The organism is Stenotrophomonas sp. AS1, from assembly GCF_048957655.1.
GTDB lineage: Bacteria > Pseudomonadota > Gammaproteobacteria > Xanthomonadales > Xanthomonadaceae > Stenotrophomonas > Stenotrophomonas bentonitica_A.
Map to the genome: position 1 here is coordinate 95,645 of NZ_JARVXM010000002.1, position 16,167 is coordinate 111,811.

Annotated in this window: 18 protein-coding genes; 12 read left to right on the plus strand and 6 right to left on the minus strand. The window is 67.3% G+C overall.

Translation table 11 applies throughout. The features are described from left to right. Positions 1–9 precede the first annotated feature (9 nt). The 4 genes from PV764_RS03910 to PV764_RS03925 all read left to right on the plus strand — a co-directional run bounded on the left by PV764_RS03910 (position 10) and on the right by PV764_RS03925 (position 2,785). Positions 10–279, plus strand: coding sequence for a Trm112 family protein (locus PV764_RS03910; protein WP_019186189.1), 270 nt, complete (start codon positions 10–12; stop codon positions 277–279). After that, complete coding sequence (nadC, locus tag PV764_RS03915; protein ID WP_046273718.1) at positions 276–1,133, plus strand: carboxylating nicotinate-nucleotide diphosphorylase; 858 nt, start codon at positions 276–278, stop codon at positions 1,131–1,133. The genes PV764_RS03910 and nadC overlap by 4 nt, the downstream gene beginning before the upstream one ends. 95 nt (positions 1,134–1,228) lie before the next feature. After that, positions 1,229–2,344, plus strand: a complete 1,116-nt coding sequence (locus tag PV764_RS03920; protein WP_046273719.1) for a DUF2272 domain-containing protein — start codon at positions 1,229–1,231, stop codon at positions 2,342–2,344. Between the two features lie 84 nt (positions 2,345–2,428). Next, positions 2,429–2,785 carry a DUF3301 domain-containing protein gene (locus tag PV764_RS03925; protein WP_046273727.1) on the plus strand — a complete coding sequence of 119 codons (357 nt, stop codon included), beginning with the start codon at positions 2,429–2,431 and terminating at the stop codon, positions 2,783–2,785. Positions 2,786–3,017: 232 nt separating this feature from the next. On the opposite strand, the gene PV764_RS03930 is transcribed toward PV764_RS03925, so the two are convergent. The 6 genes from PV764_RS03930 to PV764_RS03955 form a co-directional block, all read right to left on the minus strand. Further along, the gene (locus tag PV764_RS03930; protein ID WP_019186263.1) at positions 3,018–3,461 is read right to left on the minus strand and encodes a ClpXP protease specificity-enhancing factor; all 444 of its coding nucleotides are present in this window, start codon (positions 3,459–3,461) and stop codon (positions 3,018–3,020) included. Between the two features lie 165 nt (positions 3,462–3,626). After that, a complete protein-coding gene (locus PV764_RS03935; protein WP_019186262.1) occupies positions 3,627–4,262 on the minus strand; it encodes a glutathione S-transferase N-terminal domain-containing protein in 636 nt (211 codons plus the stop codon). 160 nt (positions 4,263–4,422) lie between these two features. After that, entirely contained in the window at positions 4,423–5,124 is a 702-nt protein-coding gene (locus PV764_RS03940) for a cytochrome c1 (protein ID WP_390328394.1), read from the minus strand. Positions 5,125–5,161: 37 nt separating this feature from the next. Continuing rightward, entirely contained in the window at positions 5,162–6,421 is a 1,260-nt protein-coding gene (locus PV764_RS03945; RefSeq protein WP_019186260.1) for a cytochrome b, read from the minus strand. Positions 6,422–6,423: 2 nt separating this feature from the next. Next, the gene (petA, locus tag PV764_RS03950) at positions 6,424–7,044 is read right to left on the minus strand and encodes a ubiquinol-cytochrome c reductase iron-sulfur subunit (protein WP_070426998.1); all 621 of its coding nucleotides are present in this window, start codon (positions 7,042–7,044) and stop codon (positions 6,424–6,426) included. A 171-nt stretch (positions 7,045–7,215) separates the two neighbouring features. Then, positions 7,216–8,172, minus strand: a complete 957-nt coding sequence (locus PV764_RS03955) for a lytic transglycosylase domain-containing protein (protein ID WP_319623842.1) — start codon at positions 8,170–8,172, stop codon at positions 7,216–7,218. A gap of 119 nt (positions 8,173–8,291) precedes the next feature. Between PV764_RS03955 and miaB the strand changes: the two genes are divergently transcribed. From miaB to PV764_RS03995, 8 genes are all read left to right on the plus strand, one after another. Then, on the plus strand, positions 8,292–9,755 hold the full coding sequence (gene miaB / locus PV764_RS03960; protein WP_026070191.1) for a tRNA (N6-isopentenyl adenosine(37)-C2)-methylthiotransferase MiaB: 1,464 nt from the start codon (positions 8,292–8,294) through the stop codon (positions 9,753–9,755). A gap of 228 nt (positions 9,756–9,983) precedes the next feature. Beyond that, complete coding sequence (locus PV764_RS03965; protein ID WP_070426995.1) at positions 9,984–10,970, plus strand: PhoH family protein; 987 nt, start codon at positions 9,984–9,986, stop codon at positions 10,968–10,970. Then, on the plus strand, positions 10,967–11,452 hold the full coding sequence (ybeY, locus tag PV764_RS03970; RefSeq protein WP_019185849.1) for an rRNA maturation RNase YbeY: 486 nt from the start codon (positions 10,967–10,969) through the stop codon (positions 11,450–11,452). The genes PV764_RS03965 and ybeY overlap by 4 nt, the downstream gene beginning before the upstream one ends. 55 nt (positions 11,453–11,507) lie before the next feature. Next, positions 11,508–12,194 (plus strand): hypothetical protein, encoded by a 687-nt coding sequence (locus PV764_RS03975; RefSeq protein WP_019185850.1) that lies wholly within the window; start codon positions 11,508–11,510, stop codon positions 12,192–12,194. A gap of 82 nt (positions 12,195–12,276) precedes the next feature. Then, a complete protein-coding gene (locus tag PV764_RS03980) occupies positions 12,277–12,870 on the plus strand; it encodes a hypothetical protein (protein ID WP_046272008.1) in 594 nt (197 codons plus the stop codon). A gap of 64 nt (positions 12,871–12,934) precedes the next feature. Next, positions 12,935–13,816 carry an HlyC/CorC family transporter gene (locus PV764_RS03985; RefSeq protein WP_019185852.1) on the plus strand — a complete coding sequence of 294 codons (882 nt, stop codon included), beginning with the start codon at positions 12,935–12,937 and terminating at the stop codon, positions 13,814–13,816. A gap of 8 nt (positions 13,817–13,824) precedes the next feature. Continuing rightward, complete coding sequence (locus PV764_RS03990; RefSeq protein ID WP_421116216.1) at positions 13,825–15,081, plus strand: DUF4105 domain-containing protein; 1,257 nt, start codon at positions 13,825–13,827, stop codon at positions 15,079–15,081. A 15-nt stretch (positions 15,082–15,096) separates the two neighbouring features. Then, the gene (locus PV764_RS03995) at positions 15,097–16,095 is read left to right on the plus strand and encodes a magnesium and cobalt transport protein CorA (RefSeq protein WP_019185854.1); all 999 of its coding nucleotides are present in this window, start codon (positions 15,097–15,099) and stop codon (positions 16,093–16,095) included. Positions 16,096–16,167 lie beyond the last annotated feature (72 nt).

Genomic DNA, 16,167 nt, shown 5'->3' on the forward strand with positions numbered 1-16,167 from the left:
GAAGAATCCATGGATCGCAAGCTGCTCGACCTCCTGTGCTCGCCCGATACGCGCCAGCCCCTGTCCCTGCTCGATGCCACCGGCCTGGACGCGCTCAACCGCGCGATCGGCAGCGGCGCCGTGCTCAAGGCCGATGGCAGCCCGCAGGCGCAGACGCTGCGCGAGGCCCTGCTGACCCGCGACCGCAAGCAGGTGTTCCGCGTGGACGATGGCATCCCGGTGCTGCTGGCCGAAGAGGCCATTGCCACCGCCCAGATCGCCGATTTCCCGGAAAAATGAGCCACCTCCCCGTGCCGGCCCCCGAGGCCGCCCTGGTGGCCGCCGATGTGGCCCGTGCACTGGCCGAGGACATCGGCAGCGGTGATGTCACCGCCGCCCTGCTCCCGGACCGCCCCGATACTGCCTACCTGCTGTGCAAGCAGGACGCGGTGATCGCCGGCCGCCCCTGGTTCGATGCGACCCACAGGGCGCTGGATCCGCAGGTGCGGATCGACTGGCACGTGGCCGAGGGCGACCGTGTCGCCGCCGGCACCGTGCTGGCCCTCCTGCAGGGCCGCAACCGCAGCCTGGTGAGCGCCGAACGCACTTCGCTGAATTTCCTGCAGACCCTGTCGGGCACGGCGACCACCACCGCGCAGTACGTCGCGGCGGTGGCCGGCACCGGCGCGCGGATCCTGGACACCCGCAAGACGCTGCCCGGGCTGCGCGTCGCGCAGAAGTACGCGGTGCGCTGTGGCGGCGGTGACAACCACCGCCTGGGCCTGTTCGACACGGTCATGCTCAAGGAAAACCACATCCGCGCCGCCGGCTCGCTGACCGCGGCGGTGCAGGCAGCGCGCCTGCAGTGGCCGGCGTTGCCGCTGGTGGTCGAGGTTGAAGACCTGGACCAGCTGCGCGAGGCGCTGGAGGTGGGCTGCACCCGCATCCTGATCGATGACTTCGATGCCGCCACCCGGCGCGAGGCCGTGCGCATCGCGGCCGGGCGGATTCCATTGGAAGTCTCCGGCAGCGTCGGCCTGGACGGGCTGCGCGCGATCGCCGAGGACGGCGTGGACTGCGTCTCGATCGGTGGGTTGACCAAGCACGTGCAGGCGATCGACCTGTCGTTGAAACTGGGCCCGCCCCCCGGCTGAAGCGCGTGCCGATCCGCGGGCGATGCCTCCCCGCTTTCACGGTATGGGCAGATGCGGTCTGCGAGGCTGCGTCTGCCCCCATCTGGATTGCACGCATGCGCTGCCTGCCGCTTCTCGCCTGCCTGTCTCCCCTGCTCGCGCTGCTGCCGCTCCAGGCATCCGCAGCCGAGGTCTGCGATGTGCCACCGCGCTTCGGGCTCAGCCCGGTGGCGATCAACATCGTCCGGACTGCCTGCACTGAACATCGCCTCTGGTATCGGCCCTTCATCGACCGCGATGGACGCGCGGCCAGCCTGAGCGTCACTGAAGCCGAGGACGTCCACCTGGCCGACAACGGCCTGGTCGCCTGGCAGCGCGTGGTCGGCTACTGGCGGCAGAGCGGCACGTTGTCGCCGATGGGGAGCCAACCCGGCGCATCGAGCTGCATGGCCCCGCCGGGTACGCGCTATACCGATACCGATTGCCGTGCTTTCCTGATCGACAACCCATGGTCGGCGGCCTTCATCTCATGGGTGATGACCCGCGCCTCGGTACCCGGCTTTACCCGTTCGCCCCGACACATCGACTATATCCGGGCCGCCTTCCAGAACAGTGGTCCGTACCGCATGGCCGATCCCGCGCAGGAGAAGCCTGCGCCCGGCGACCTGCTGTGCTACCTCCGCGACCGGCGCGAAACGCTGAGCTACAGCGGCCTGGTCCAGTCGCTGTCCAACGGCTCGGTCACGCACTGGAAATCGCACTGCGAAGTGGTCATCGCGGCCAACATGGGCGGTGACCGCACGCTGTATCTGATCGGCGGCAACGTCATGAACACCGTGGCGATGCGCAAGCTCTCGCTGGACCGCAGTGGCCGGATCGAGCTGCCGCCGGCCAAAGCCACGGCGAGCGACGGCATGGACCTGGGCTGCACGCCCGGCCGCGAAGAGGAGTGCAGCTTCAATCGCCAGGATTGGGCCGCCCTGCTGAAACTGGTGGCCACCGCGCCCGCGCCGTTGCCGACGGTCACCCCGGACCCGGTGACCCCGCCCGCTGCCGGTACTGGTGCCACGGCACCGCCGATGGCATCGCCGGCTTCCCAGTCACCGATGCGGGCCCCCACCGTGGTGCCGCCCCGCCCGCCGGTCCCGAACGCGGATCCGAATTCCAATCCAACTCGAACTCCAACGCCAACGCCAACGCCCCTTCCGGTCCCGCCACCCCGCACACCCTGATCATGATCAGGCGCATGGCTTGATCCGCGCCGCGTTCGTCGCCATCTTGGGATGACCGACCTCCCTGACCGCGCCGAGTCACCGATGCCCAGTTTGATCCTGTTGATGATTGCCGGCGCGTTCGCCTACGCCTTCTGGAATTCCTCGCGTGCCGCCGCCGAACGCGCCGGCGTGCTCGGGCGCAACGCCTGCCGCGCAGCCGACGTGCAGTGGCTGGACCAGAGCGTGCATGCCACCGGCCTGCGCGTATGCCGCAAGGACAATGGCTGGCTGGGCTGGGAGCGCACCTTCAAGTTCGAGTACTCGCACGATGGCGTGGCCCGCCACAGCGGGCGCATGGTGCTGCGCGGCGATCAGCTGATCACCTTCGTGGGGCCGTCGGCGGCGCGGATCAGCGAGATCCGGCGCGACATCGATACCCGCGACGCCGAAGACGTCTGACCCCGGTAGGGCCGACCGTTGGTCGGCTGCGGTTGGCCGTCGCCGTCAATGGGCGTGGAGAGCAGCCGACCAACGGTCGGCTCTACTAGGCCGTCGCCGTCAATGGGCGTGGAGAGCAGCCGACCAACGGTCGGCTCTACCGGGTCGTTGCCGTTGATGGGCGCGGAGAGCAGCCGACCAACGGTCGGCTCTACCCATGAAAATGGCCGCCTTGCGGCGGCCATCGTGTGTCTTATTTGACCACCCGCAGATGCGGGCGACCGCTGGGCTTGGGCGGTGCGTCGTCCGGCGGGGTCGGTGAATCGTCCGGCGGCAGCTCGTCGTCCGGGCCCGGCTCATGGCCAGGGATGTCATCGGGCAGCGCCATGCCCTGCCCGGTCTCGCGGGCGTACACCGCCAGCACGGCCGAGATCGGCACCTGCACCGGGTAACTGGTGCCGGAGAAACGGGCCGAGAAGCTCACGCTCTCATTGTCGATATGCAGGCGTACCACGGCGCGCTCGGCGATGTTCAGCACGACGCGACCGTCCTTGACCGCGCTCTGCGGAACCTGCACGCCGGGCATGCCGGCGTCGACCAGGATGTGCGGCGTCAGGTCGTTGTCATTGATCCATTCCACCAGGGCCCGCAACAGGTACGGGCGGTGGCTGGTCATGCGAAAAGTGTCTTCTGTCATGTGGTAGAGCCGAGCCGTGCTCGGCTGCTCTTGATCCGGATTGCCTGATGCAAGTGTACGCGCCCGCCCACCCGCAGGTCAGCCATGGCGCGTACCGGCACCGCGATTTCGTTCAGTACAGCCGTGCCGCACGCGGCACTCGCCCCTGCCGATCAGACCGGCAAATCAGACCGGCAGATCGCGCAGCTTCTTTTCCTGATCGGTCAGGCTGCGGATGAAGCCCGGGTGCCGGAAAATGCGGTTGCCGTAGTCTTCGATCGATTTGCCATCCTTCGGCAACGGCACGTCCAGCGCCTGCAGCCGCCAGATGATCGGCGCCATCGCGCAGTCGGCCAGGCTCATTTCCGGATTGAGGAAGAACTTGCTGGCCTTGAACAGCGGCACCGCGCTGGTCAGCAGTTCCTTGAGACGTTTGCGCCCGGCCTCGGCCTGGGTCTTGTTGCCCAGCTGGATGGCCTGTACCTGCGGCACCCAGTCGTGTTCGATGCGCAGCATCGCCAGGCGGATGCGGGCCCGCGAGAGCGGATCGACCGGCATCAGCGGCGGGTGCGGATAGCGCTCGTCCAGGTACTCGCTGACCACCGAGGCCGCGTACAGCACCAGCTCGCGTTCCACCAGGGTGGGCACGGAGTGATACGGATTGAGATCGATGAGATCTTCGGGCGGGTTCTGCGGGTCGACCGGCACGGAGTCATAAGTGACGCCCTTGGCCGCCAGTACCAGCCGTACGCGATGGCACAGGACATCGTCGTTCGAGGAAAACAGCGTCAGGGTATTCCGCATGCGTACGCTCGCCGCCATCAAAGGCTCTCCAACGTCCGGTAACCGCCGGTCGTATCGGCGCCGCCAGCCCATTGCTGACGGTCGTCACAGTACCCGAGTGTGCAACCGCACATCACAAAAGCCAATAGGTCGATCGTCCCACGTGGGGAACGATCGCCGCGGGAAGGCGCCCGACCGCTCAGTGGACGTCCTTCCAGTATTCCTTCTTGAGCAGATAGGCCAGGAAGGTCAGCAGCGCCAGGAACAGGATCACCCATACCCCCAGCTTCTGCCGCTTCAGGGCGGCCGGCTCACCGGCATACTCCAGGAAATTGGTGATGTCGCGCACCGCCTGATCGTATTGGCCGGCATCGATGTTGCCGGGCTGTTCGATCTTCAGGCCGACCACCGGCGGGTCTTCGCCGGGGTTCTCCGGCTTGCCGTGCACGGCGTGCTGGAGCCCCTGCATTTCCCACAGCGGGTTGGGCATGGAGGCATTCGGGAACACGGTGTTGTTCCACCCCAGCGGACGCGTGGGATCGAGGTAGAACGACTTGAGGTAGGTGTAGACCCAGTCACTGCCCCGCACCCGCGAGATCAGGCTCAGGTCCGGCGGCATCTTGCCGAACCACTTTTCCGCCTGCGCCTTGGGCATCGTCACCGGGATCGGCTCACCGACCGGTGTACCGGTGAAGTTGAGGTTGTTCATGACCTCTTCTTCGCTCAGCCCGAGATCGGCGGCCATGCGCGAGTACCGCAGGTACTTCAGCGCGTGGCAGCCCGAGCAGTAGTTCATGTAGAGCTGTGCACCACGCTGCAGCGACGCACGGTCGCTGAGGTCGTTGCCGGCCTGCAGGGTCTTGGCGCCCTCGGCGGCATCGGCCACCGCGACACCGAGCATCAGGGCGGCCGCGCAGGCCAGCCGGACAATCCAGTGGTCAGTCATGCGTGGTCACCCGGTCCGGTACCGGCTTGGTCCTGTCCAGCTTGGTCCATAGCGGCATGGTGATGAAGAAGGCGAAGTACAGGAAGGTCAGCACGCGTCCGATGTAGGTCTCGTGCGCATCCGTACCCGGGCCGGAGCCGATCACGCCCAGCCACACGAAGCACACCGCGAACATGCCCAGCAGACCGCGCGAGAGCAGGCCGCGGTAGCGGTAGGACTTCACCCGCGCGCGATCCAGCCACGGCACCAGGAACAGGATGGCGATCGCCGAGAACATCACGATCACGCCGCCGAGCTTGTTGGGCACCACGCGCAACATCGCGTAGTACGGGGTGTAGTACCAGACCGGCTTGATGTGCTCGGGTGTCACCAGGCGGTTGGCCTCGGTGAAGTTGTCGTGCTCCAGGAACAGGCCGCCGAAGGCCGGCGCGAAGAAGATGATGAAGGCGGCGATGATCAGCAGGAAGCCGGCGCCGACCGCATCCTTGAGCGTGTAGTACGGGTGGAAGGGGATGCCGTCGGTAGGCGCGATGGCCGACCAGCGGTTGCCCTTCGGTCCCTTCTTGATCTCCACGCCGTCCGGGTTGTTGGAGCCCACCTCGTGCAGCGCGCCCAGGTGCAGCACCACCAGCAGCAACAGCACCAGCGGCAGGGCGATCACGTGCAGGGCGAAGAAGCGGTTGAGGGTGGCGTCGCTGGGCAGGTAGTCGCCCATGATCCATTCGGTCAGGCCGGTGCCGATCACCGGGATCGCGCCGAACAGCGAGATGATCACCTTCGCGCCCCAGAACGACATCTGGCCCCATGGCAGCACGTAGCCCATGAAGGCTTCGGCCATCAGCACCAGGTAGATCAGCATGCCGAGGATCCAGACCAGCTCGCGCGGCTTCTGGTAACTGCCGTAGAGCAGCCCGCGGAACATGTGCAGGTAGACCACGATGAAGAACAGCGAGGCACCGGTGGAGTGCATGTAGCGGATCAGCCAGCCCCACTCCACGTCCCGCATGATGTATTCGATGGAGGCGAACGCTTCGGCCGCGTTCGTCTTGTAGTGCATCGTCAGGAAGATGCCGGTGACGATCTGGTTGACCAGTATCAGCAGCGCGAGCGAGCCGAAGTAGTACCAGATGTTGAAGTTCTTCGGCGCGTAGTACTCGGTGACGTGCTTGCGGTAGACCGGCATCAGGCCCGGCGCGCGTGCGTTGACCCAGTCGGCGACGCCGGTGGCGGTGCGGGAAAGGATATTGGCCATGATCAAGCCGCCCCCTGCGGATCAACGCCGATGATGATGGTGTTGTCGTCCTGGTAATGGTGCGGCGGCACCAGCAGGTTGATCGGTGCCGGAACATCCTTGAACACGCGACCGGACATGTCGAAGCGCGACTTGTGGCAGGGGCAGAAGTAGCCTCCCTTCCACTGGGGGTCGTAGGGCTCGGGGCGGATCTCGGCGACCATTTCCGGCGAACAGCCCAGATGGGTGCACAGCCCGACCAGCACCGAGACCTCGGCCTTGATCGAGCGGAATTCGGGATTCTGCTTGAGCACGTACTCGGGCTGCTGTTCTTTCTCGCCCGATCCGGGATCCTTGAGGCGGCCGTCCAGCCCGTGCAGCGCATCGAGGATGGCCTTGGAGCGCTTGACGATCCAGATCGGCTGTCCACGCCACTCCATGACCAGACGCTGGCCTTCCTGGAGCGCACTGATGTCGGCAATCACCGGGGCACCGGCCAGTTTGGCGCGGGCGCTGGGATTCCAGGACTTGATGAACGGTACCGCTGCAAATCCGACGCCGACCGCTCCGACCACCGCAGTGGTTGCTGAGAGAAACCGCCGACGTCCAGTGTTGACTGGATCGTTTACCCCATCGTTGGCCATCCGGCACTCCGATATTGATTTAGGTAGCTTGAGGCTGCCAGCAGACCGGTGGGGGCCAGTCCACATTGAATCAGCCGCGAGTGTAGCTGAACCGAAGTCGGCCACACAACGCGGTCCTACGGAACGACATTACCCCGACAGTACGGCATCAGGCACCACCGGCGCCATGGGTCATTGATGGCTGGCCACGGCGCCGCGGTAGCGGTCGGCCAACAGAGCCACCCGCTTCACGTAATACTGGGTCTCGCTGTAAGGCGGCACGCCACCATGGCGGTCGACCGCGCCCTCGCCGGCGTTGTAGCCCGCCGCGGCCAGGGTGAGATCGCCGTTGAAGCGCTTGAGCAGCCAGGACAGGTACTGCACGCCGCCGCGGATGTTCTGCGAGGCATCGAAGGAATCGCTGACCCCGAAGCGGCGCGCGGTTGGCGGCATCAGCTGCATCAGCCCCTGCGCGCCGGCCCGGCTGAGCGCGGTCGGGTTGTAGGCCGATTCGGCATGGATGATCGCGCGGACCACCGCCTCTTCCACCCCGAACTCGCGGGCCGCAGCGGCGATCTCGCTCTGGTAGGCCGTGGTGTTGAGCCGTACCGAGCCGAAGTTGACCGCCGGGTTGGCGCCACAGGCGTAGCAGCGCTCGATGAAGCTGTAGTGGATGGTGCGGACCTGGCCAAGGCTGGCGACCCCACTCGGGCGTGCGCTGGTGTAATGGCGCACGCCGTCTTTCATATAGGCGTACAGCTGGCCACTGCGGACCTTTCCAGCCTTGTTGCCAGCCGCCGCCGGGGCGGAGGGCGCGGTCAGCACCGTGGCCGGGACGGGGGACGGTGCCGGGGCCGGGTTGATCGCGGTCGCCGCGGTGGCGGTATCGGCCCGGGCCGGCGCTGGCGCCGCGCGGGCGATCGGGGCCGCCGGGGCCGGCGCGGGCGGCGCTGCCACGGCCCGGCGAGGCGCCGCGCCGCGGTCGGGCCGGTAGCTGCTGATCACACTGCAGCTGGCCCCGGCCACGCGCTTGCTCACATAGCTGGGAATGCCGTCGCTGCCAACACACTTGTACAGGGTGCCCGCACTGGCCGGCATAGCGGTCAGCGCAGCCAAGGCCAGCGCAGCGATCCCCAACATCCCCTTCATGAGCGGGAGTGTCCCCAATTCCCCGGGGATTGCCAAGGGGGGCGCCCGACCCGGCTACAATGGCCTGCTCACCGCAGCCAACCGGCTGCCTGCCCGCCCACCCGACTGGAATAAGCGCCATGACCGGGACGCCAGCTTCGACCGCGCCGACTTCGGCCGGTTCTGCCTTGCCTGCCTCCGCTCCGCCCAGCTCCGCCCCCCGCCCCGACCTGCTCCCCCTGCCCGGCACCAAGCCGCAGGTGAACGGTCCGGTGCGCGGCAAGCTGTACATCAAGACCCACGGTTGCCAGATGAACGAGTACGACTCGACCAAGATGGCCGACGTGCTCGCCGCCGCCGAAGGGCTGGAACTCACCGACGACCCGGCCGAGGCCGACGTGTTGTTGATGAACACCTGCTCCATCCGCGAGAAGGCCCAGGAGAAGGTGTTCAGCCAGCTCGGTTACTGGAAGGCGCTGAAGAACAACGGCCGTGGCGTGATCATCGGCGTCGGCGGCTGCGTGGCCTCGCAGGAAGGCGAAGCGATCATCAAGCGTGCCCCGCACGTTGACCTGGTGTTCGGCCCGCAGACCCTGCACCGCCTGCCGGAGCTGATCCGCCAGCGCCGGGAATCGGGCCGGTCGCAGGTGGACATCAGCTTCCCGGAGATCGAGAAGTTCGACGCCCTGCCCGAGCCGCGTGCCGAGGGGGCCTCCGCATTCGTGTCGATCATGGAAGGCTGCTCGAAGTACTGCTCGTTCTGCGTGGTGCCCTACACCCGCGGCACCGAGGTCAGCCGCCCGTTCGAGGACGTGGTGGTGGAAGTGGCGCAGCTGGCCGCGCAGGGCGTGCTGGAAATCAACCTGCTCGGCCAGAACGTCAACGCCTACCGTGGCCCGTATGGCGACGGCGAGTTCGCCGACCTCGGGCTGCTGATCCGCACCATCGCCGAGATCGACGGGGTCGGCCGGATCCGCTTCACCACCTCGCACCCGCTGGAGTTCAGCGACTCGCTGATCGATGCCTACCGCGATGTGCCGCAGCTGGCCAACTTCCTGCACCTGCCGGTGCAGGCCGGCAGCGACCGCGTACTCTCGGCGATGAAGCGTGGCTATACCGCGCTGGAATTCAAGTCCAAGATCCGCAAGCTGCGCGCGGTGCGCCCGGACATCTCGATCAGCTCGGACTTCATCGTCGGCTTCCCGGGCGAGACCGATGCCGAATTCGAAAAGACCATGAAGCTGATCGAAGACGTGGGCTTCGACCAGAGTTTCTCCTTCATCTATTCGCGCCGCCCGGGTACGCCGGCTGCCGATCTGGAAGACACCACCCCCGATGCGGAAAAGCACGCGCGCCTGTCGCGCCTGCAGGCCCGGATCAACGAGCAGGCCGCGGCCATCTCCGAAAAGATGGTCGGCACCGTGCAGACCGTGCTGGTGGAAGGCCCCTCCAAGCGCAACCCGAACGAGCTGACCGGCAAGAGCGAGAACATGCGCTCGGTGAATTTCCCGGGGCACCCGCGCCTGGTCGGCCAGTTCGTCGATGTGGTGATCACCGAGGCGTACAGCAATTCGCTGCGCGCGCGGATGGTGACGGCGGACTGAGCAAGGCATCGCGCGCGCCGGACCACGGCGCGCCCCCGGCGTGATGCTTTTTTGATCACGCCATCAGACCCGTTGCCGCACTAGGGCTGCGCGCAGCTATCCACAGCTTGCTGCACCGGCACTGCACAGGCGATGTGGAAAAGTAGCGGCGGCCCGACACCCGCGCTACCCTGTTCTCCCTTTCCCAGCTTGCGGCCCGGTCGGCTGGACCGGCGGCCGCCGGACGCAATGACCGCACTCGCACAACGCGACTTCACCCTCACCCCGGAAGACAACGAGCGCCTGGCCAACATGGCCGGCCCGTTCGACGAACATCTCCGTCAGGTGGAACTCAAACTCGGCGTGGAAATCGCCAACCGTGGGCACGTGTTCCGCGTGACCGGCCCCAAGGCCGTCGTCGCCGATGCGCAGGCCCTGATCGAAGCGCTGTACGCCGAAGCCGGCGACGTGGTGTTCGACAGCCATGCCATCCACCTGCGCCTGAACCAGGCCAACGTGGAGCAGGTGGCAGAACGCGCCTACGAGGCCCAGGAGGTGGCGATCAAGGTCAAGCGCGGCACCGTGCGCGGTCGGGGCGCCAACCAGGCCCGTTACCTGCACCAGATCACCACCCATGACATCAACTTCGGCATCGGCCCGGCCGGTACCGGCAAGACCTTCCTGGCCGTGGCCAGTGCGGTGGAAGCGCTCAACGAAGCGCGCGTGCAGCGCCTGATCCTGGTCCGCCCGGCGGTGGAGGCCGGCGAAAAGCTCGGCTTCCTGCCCGGCGACCTGAGCCAGAAGGTGGACCCGTACCTGCGCCCGCTATACGACGCGCTGTATGAAATGCTCGGCGTGGAAAAAGTGATCAAACTGCTGGAGAAGAACGTCATCGAGATCGCGCCGCTGGCCTACATGCGCGGGCGCACCCTCAACGATGCGTACGTGATCCTGGATGAAGCGCAGAACACCACGGTCGAACAGATGAAGATGTTCCTGACCCGCCTGGGCTTCGGCTCCACTGCGGTGGTCACCGGCGATCTCACCCAGACCGATCTGCCCAAGCACGTGAAATCCGGCCTGCGCGATGCCATCGAGGTCCTGCGCGATGTCGAGGGCGTGAGCTTCACCTTCTTCGAAGCGCGCGACGTGGTCCGTCATCCGCTGGTGGCGCGCATCGTCAGCGCTTACGATCGCCGCGATCTGCAACAGGTCCAACCCGGAGCGAACCCATGACCCGTGGTCCCGTACGCCTGGACGTCGCCATCAATTACGCCCTGCCCCGCGCGGGTCTGCCGTCGGCGGTGAGCTTCCGCAAATGGGTGGCCGCGGCCCTGAAAGGCCGCATCCGCGAGGCCGATCTGGCCATCCGCCTGGTCGATGCCAAGGAAGGTCAGTCCCTGAACCGGCATTACCGCGGCAAGGATTACGCGACCAACGTGCTCAGCTTCCCCGCTGAATTGCCGGAGGGCCTGCCCAAGGGCGTGAAGTTCCCGCTGCTGGGCGACCTGGTGATCTGCGCCCCGGTGGTTGCCCGCGAGGCCGACGAACAGGGCAAGGCGCTCAACGCCCATTACGCGCACCTGACCGTGCACGGCGTGCTGCACCTGCTCGGCTGGGACCATGAGGACGAGAAGGAAGCCGATGCCATGGAACAGCTCGAGCGCGACATCCTGGCCGAACTCGGCATCGCCGATCCGTATGCCGGCGAGCGCTGAGTCCCCCCTGCGCTGCGCTTGCTGATGTCTTCGCCATACAAGGATGTATGCCGCCATGCCGATGCCTGATCGACGCTCCGCCTTGGGCCCCGTACTGCTCGCCCTGTCCCTGCTGGCGGGGGTGTATTCCGCCCTGGGCGCGCCAGGCCTGACCGCGCTGGCCCCGGCGGGGCGTGATCCCGGCGCCATCCGGATGGGCATGCTGGCGCTGTCGGCGGTGATCGCCTTGCTGTCATTGGCGCCGTCACGCAGCTGGTGGGCGGCCCGGCAGCGGCGCGCGCCGCTGTCCGCGAGCTGGACCCGCCGGCTGGCGGCGCTGTCAGCGGCCGTGTTCATCGGTGGCACCCTCACGTGCCTGTTCGCGGGCCTGACCCTGCCCCATCTGCTGGCCGACCCGGGCGGGGCAACGCTCACCGCCACCGGCTTCAGCGTGGTGGCCTGGTCAGGCCTGGCGGCCGCGCTGGCCGCTCCCCTGGGGTGGCGGACGCTGTATGCCTGGTCGCGGCGCGATGGTGCCCGACCGGCCCAATCGGCGACCTTCCGTGCCCGGCCGGTGCAGGTCGCCCTGCTGTTCGTGCTTGCCGCCGCCTTCGCACTGGTATTCGGGCGCGGACTGGTCGCCTCCACCGCCGGCGCCCCCGCGCTGATCCACCTGGGTGCGGTGGTGCTGCTGCTGTGTGCGGCGGGGATCGCGGTGGTCACCTTCACCGCCACCGTGCGCTGGCTGCTGCGCCGTCGCTGACGGCCTGCCATGGCGGGCCGCCCCCCGCTATGATCGACGCCGCGTCCGTGCGCTGCACGCCTTTGTTGATGGACCTGTTCCGATGACCCCGTTGCGATCTGCCTGCCTGGCCCTGCTGGCCGTGCTTTCCGCCCCGGCCTTCGCCGAAGCGCCACCGCTGGACCTGCCCGCCCTGATCGAATGCCGCCAGCGCGTGAGCGACTACGAGGCGGTCGCCCCGGTCGTGGCCGACCCGCTCAAGGCAGTCGCCAACGGCCTGCAGCCGCTGCCGCAGACCAACCAGTTCATGACCGAATTCCGCCTGGCCGCGCCGATCACGGTGTTCGGCGAGCGCGCCGAGTACATCGCCGTCGCCGGGGCCAGCATCATGGCCATCCTGGACCTGGCCGACCCGCGCCCGCTGGCCAAGCGCCTGGCCCTGGAAGACGGCGTGGACACCCCCCGGAAATTCATGGCCGGGCGCGAGCTGGTCAGCCGCGACGTGACCGACCCGCGGACCGGCGAGGCCCTGATCGAATCGGTGATCCTGAGCCTGTCCACGGTCAACTCCCACCCGGGCAAGACCCTGGCCGGCTGCACCTACAGCCTGGACCTGCCGCCGGAGGAGGAAACACCGCCGGCCAGCCCCACCGCGGCCCCCTCGCCGGGCGTGAACCCGGCGGCGGCGAGGCGCTGACAGGCCCTCGCATCCTGATAGACTAAATCCAACGCCCGGCCTGCCGGGTGCCTTTTTTCCAGAGATGTCTGAAGACGACAGTAGTAGCTCCGCGCAGGAGCACAATGAAAAGAAGCGCAGCTGGCTCGAACGCCTGACCTCTGCCTTCTCCGGCGAACCCCACACCCGCGACGAGCTGGTGGCGGTACTGCACACCGCGCACGAAGACGGCCTGATCGCCGCGGACACGCTGCGGATGATGGAAGGCGCCATTTCGGTGGCCGAGCTCACCGTTGGCGACGTGATGATCTCGCGCTCGCAGATGGTCTCCCTGCCGGTCGAAGCCCCCTTCCTTGAACTGATGAAGCAGGTGGTCGAATCCGGCCATTCGCGCTTCCCGGTGCACGGCGACAACAAGGACGACATCCTCGGCATCCTGCTGGCCAAGGACCTGCTGCGTGGCGTGGTCGCCGACAACGGGCCGGCCAACATCCGTGAGCTGCTGCGCCCGGCGGTACTGATCCCCGAGGCCAAGAAGCTCAACGTGCTGCTGAAGGAGTTCCGGCTCTCGCGCAACCACATGGCCATCGTGGTGGACGAATACGGCGGTGTCGCCGGGCTGGTCACCATCGAGGACGTGCTGGAGCAGATCGTCGGCGAGATCGACGACGAGCATGACGAGGCCGAGGACCACACCTCGCAGATCGCGATCCAGGCCGATGGCCAGTACGTGGTCGACGCGTTGACCGCGATCGAGGATTTCAACGAGCGCTTCGGTGCCACCTTCCCCGACGATGACTACGACACCATCGGTGGCCTGGTCACCGAGGCGATCGGGCACCTGCCCGAAACCGGCGATGAGCTCACCCTGGATCGCTTCGTGTTCCGGGTGGCGCGTGCCGATGCCCGCCGCGTGCAGGCGTTCCACGTGACCGTGCTGCCGCCCGACACCCAAAACGAGGATTGACCCACGCCATGCGGCCCCCTTTGAATCGGTGGTCGCTGTGCCGCCTGTTGTTCGTGTTGTCGCTGCTTGCGATGGCGAGCCTGCCGTTCGGGGCGCTGGCCGCGCGGGATGCCGCGCCCGCGCCCGCCACCGCGGCACCTGCCGGCGGGGCGCCGCGCATCGGCGTGGTCACCATGCAGCCGGGCGAGATTTTCTTCGAACGCTTCGGGCATGACGCGCTGGTGGTGGTCGATCCGGTCACTGGCGAAGCAACCTCCTACAACTTCGGTTACTTCGACCCGAGCGAGTCCGATTTCATCGGCAACTTCGTGCGCGGCGACATGATGTACTACCTGGTCGCGCTGCCACTCGGGCAGGACCTGTCCTACTACCAGGAGAGCGGCCGCGGCGCGAGCGTGCAGTGGCTGGACCTGACGCCCGTGCAGGCGCGCACCCTGGCCGAATCGCTGGCCGAGCGCGCCAAGCCGGAAAACGCGCGTTACCACTACGATTACTACACCGCCAACTGCGCCACCATGGTCCGCGATGCGATCGATGGTGCCCTCGGTGGCGGCCTGCATTCGCAGCTGTCGGGGCGCTCGCGCGGCAACACCTACCGCAGTGAATCGGTACGCCTGGCCTCGCCCTCGCCGTGGATGTGGCTGGGCTTCGATATCGGCCTGGGCCCGTTTGCCGACCAGCCACTGTCGCGCTGGCAGGAAGCGTTCGTCCCGATGCGCCTGGCCGATGCGCTGCGCCAGGTCCGCAACAGCGAAGGGCGCCCGCTGGTGCAGGCCGAGCAGGAACTGCTGCCGCACCGGATCGCGCCGGAACCGAGCGAGTCTCCCCGCCGCTGGTGGCCGTGGCTGCTGTGCGGCCTGATCGCTGCCGCAGGCGTGGTCGCACTGCGGCGCCGGCGTCGTCTGCTTGGTGGCCTCGTGCTGCCGTTCTGGCTGTTCTGCGGTATTGGCGGCGCACTGCTGACCTACCTGTGGGGCTTCAGCGCGCACCAGGCCGCCTGGGCCAACCGCAACCTGCTGCAGCTCTCGCCGCTGTGCCTGCTGCTTGTCCCCGCCGCGGTCACCCTGCTGCGTGGCCGCGTGCCGCGCGCGTGGTTCCGGATCGTGCTGTGGGCGGTGGCCGGGCTGTCCCTGCTGGGGCTGGTGCTGCACTGGCTGACCCTGCAGGCGCAGTACAACCTGCAGTGGATCGTGTTGCTGCTGCCGATCCACGTGGCGCTGGCATGGGCACTGGGCCGCCGTGACCTGCCCGTCACGGGCCGCTGACGCACGATGCCCGCCATGGATACCGTCACACCCGATAACCCCGCCTGCGTCATCAACTGCGTTCACTACGATGACCAGGGCAAACGCCACGACATCAGCCTGGATGCGATCAGCGATGTGATCGCCAGCGACAACGGCTTCGTCTGGGTCGGCCTGTACGAGCCCGATGACAGCGTGCTGCTGAAACTGCAGGAAGAATTCGGCCTGCATTCGCTGGCCATCGAGGACGCCCGCAACGCGCACCAGCGGCCCAAGGTCGAGGCCTACGGCAATTCGCTGTTCGTGGTGGTGACCACCGCGCAGATGGTGGACGAGCGGATCCGCTACGGCGAAACGCACGCCTTTCTCGGCCCGCGCTTCCTGGTCACGGTGCGCCACGGCGCGTCGCTCTCCTATGCCGCCCCGCGCGCCCGCGTGGAGCGCGAGCCGGAGCTGCTGCGCACCATGGGGCCCTCGTACTGCCTGTACGCGGTGCTGGATTTCGTGGTCGACAACTACCTGCCGATCACCCAGCGCTACCGCGACACGCTGGAACTGCTGGAGAAGGACATCTTCTCCGACAACTACAAACGCCACACCGTGGTGCGCCTGTACGAGCTCAAGCGCGAGCTCAACAAGATGCGCATGGCCGTGGCGCCGCTGCAGGACATGCTCTCGCAGATCAAGCGCTACCAGGGTGACCTGGTGCCGGACGAAGTGAAGCTGTACCTGCGCGACGTGCACGACCACGCGGTACGGATCAGCGATGTGATCGACACCCTGCGCGAAATGCTGGGCACCGCGCTGAGCGTGAATCTCTCGCTGGTCACCCTGGCCCAGGGCGAGACGGTCAAGCGCCTGGGTGCGTGGGCGGCGCTGCTGGCCGCCCCGACCCTGATCACCAGCTGGTACGGCATGAACTTCACGCACATGCCCGAGCTCGACAAGCCATGGGCGTACCCGGCGATGATCATCGGCGTGGGTGCGGTGTGCGTGGGCCTGTACCGGTTGTTCAAGCGCGCGCGCTGGCTGTAGGCAGCGACCGTTGGTCGCTACGGTGGTGACCGTTGCTCGCTACGGCGGGCGACGGCTGGCCACGACGGTGGG

Bases quoted from the DNA above. Each gene is read 5' to 3' on its own strand.
- PV764_RS03965 (WP_070426995.1), top strand. From the start codon at position 9,984: ATGACCGCACTCGCACAACGCGACTTCACCCTCACCCCGGAAGACAAC.
- miaB (WP_026070191.1), top strand. From the start codon at position 8,292: ATGACCGGGACGCCAGCTTCGACCGCGCCGACTTCGGCCGGTTCTGCC.
- PV764_RS03930 (WP_019186263.1), bottom strand. From the start codon at position 3,461: ATGACAGAAGACACTTTTCGCATGACCAGCCACCGCCCGTACCTGTTG.
- PV764_RS03910 (WP_019186189.1), top strand. From the start codon at position 10: ATGGATCGCAAGCTGCTCGACCTCCTGTGCTCGCCCGATACGCGCCAG.
- PV764_RS03920 (WP_046273719.1), top strand. From the start codon at position 1,229: ATGCGCTGCCTGCCGCTTCTCGCCTGCCTGTCTCCCCTGCTCGCGCTG.
- PV764_RS03995 (WP_019185854.1), top strand. From the start codon at position 15,097: ATGGATACCGTCACACCCGATAACCCCGCCTGCGTCATCAACTGCGTT.
- ybeY (WP_019185849.1), top strand. From the start codon at position 10,967: ATGACCCGTGGTCCCGTACGCCTGGACGTCGCCATCAATTACGCCCTG.
- PV764_RS03925 (WP_046273727.1), top strand. From the start codon at position 2,429: ATGCCCAGTTTGATCCTGTTGATGATTGCCGGCGCGTTCGCCTACGCC.
- PV764_RS03990 (WP_421116216.1), top strand. From the start codon at position 13,825: ATGCGGCCCCCTTTGAATCGGTGGTCGCTGTGCCGCCTGTTGTTCGTG.
- petA (WP_070426998.1), bottom strand. From the start codon at position 7,044: ATGGCCAACGATGGGGTAAACGATCCAGTCAACACTGGACGTCGGCGG.
- PV764_RS03945 (WP_019186260.1), bottom strand. From the start codon at position 6,421: ATGGCCAATATCCTTTCCCGCACCGCCACCGGCGTCGCCGACTGGGTC.
- PV764_RS03975 (WP_019185850.1), top strand. From the start codon at position 11,508: ATGCCGATGCCTGATCGACGCTCCGCCTTGGGCCCCGTACTGCTCGCC.
- PV764_RS03955 (WP_319623842.1), bottom strand. From the start codon at position 8,172: ATGAAGGGGATGTTGGGGATCGCTGCGCTGGCCTTGGCTGCGCTGACC.
- PV764_RS03985 (WP_019185852.1), top strand. From the start codon at position 12,935: ATGTCTGAAGACGACAGTAGTAGCTCCGCGCAGGAGCACAATGAAAAG.
- PV764_RS03940 (WP_390328394.1), bottom strand. From the start codon at position 5,124: ATGCTCGGTGTCGCGGTGGCCGATGCCGCCGAGGGCGCCAAGACCCTG.
- PV764_RS03935 (WP_019186262.1), bottom strand. From the start codon at position 4,262: ATGGCGGCGAGCGTACGCATGCGGAATACCCTGACGCTGTTTTCCTCG.
- PV764_RS03980 (WP_046272008.1), top strand. From the start codon at position 12,277: ATGACCCCGTTGCGATCTGCCTGCCTGGCCCTGCTGGCCGTGCTTTCC.
- nadC (WP_046273718.1), top strand. From the start codon at position 276: ATGAGCCACCTCCCCGTGCCGGCCCCCGAGGCCGCCCTGGTGGCCGCC.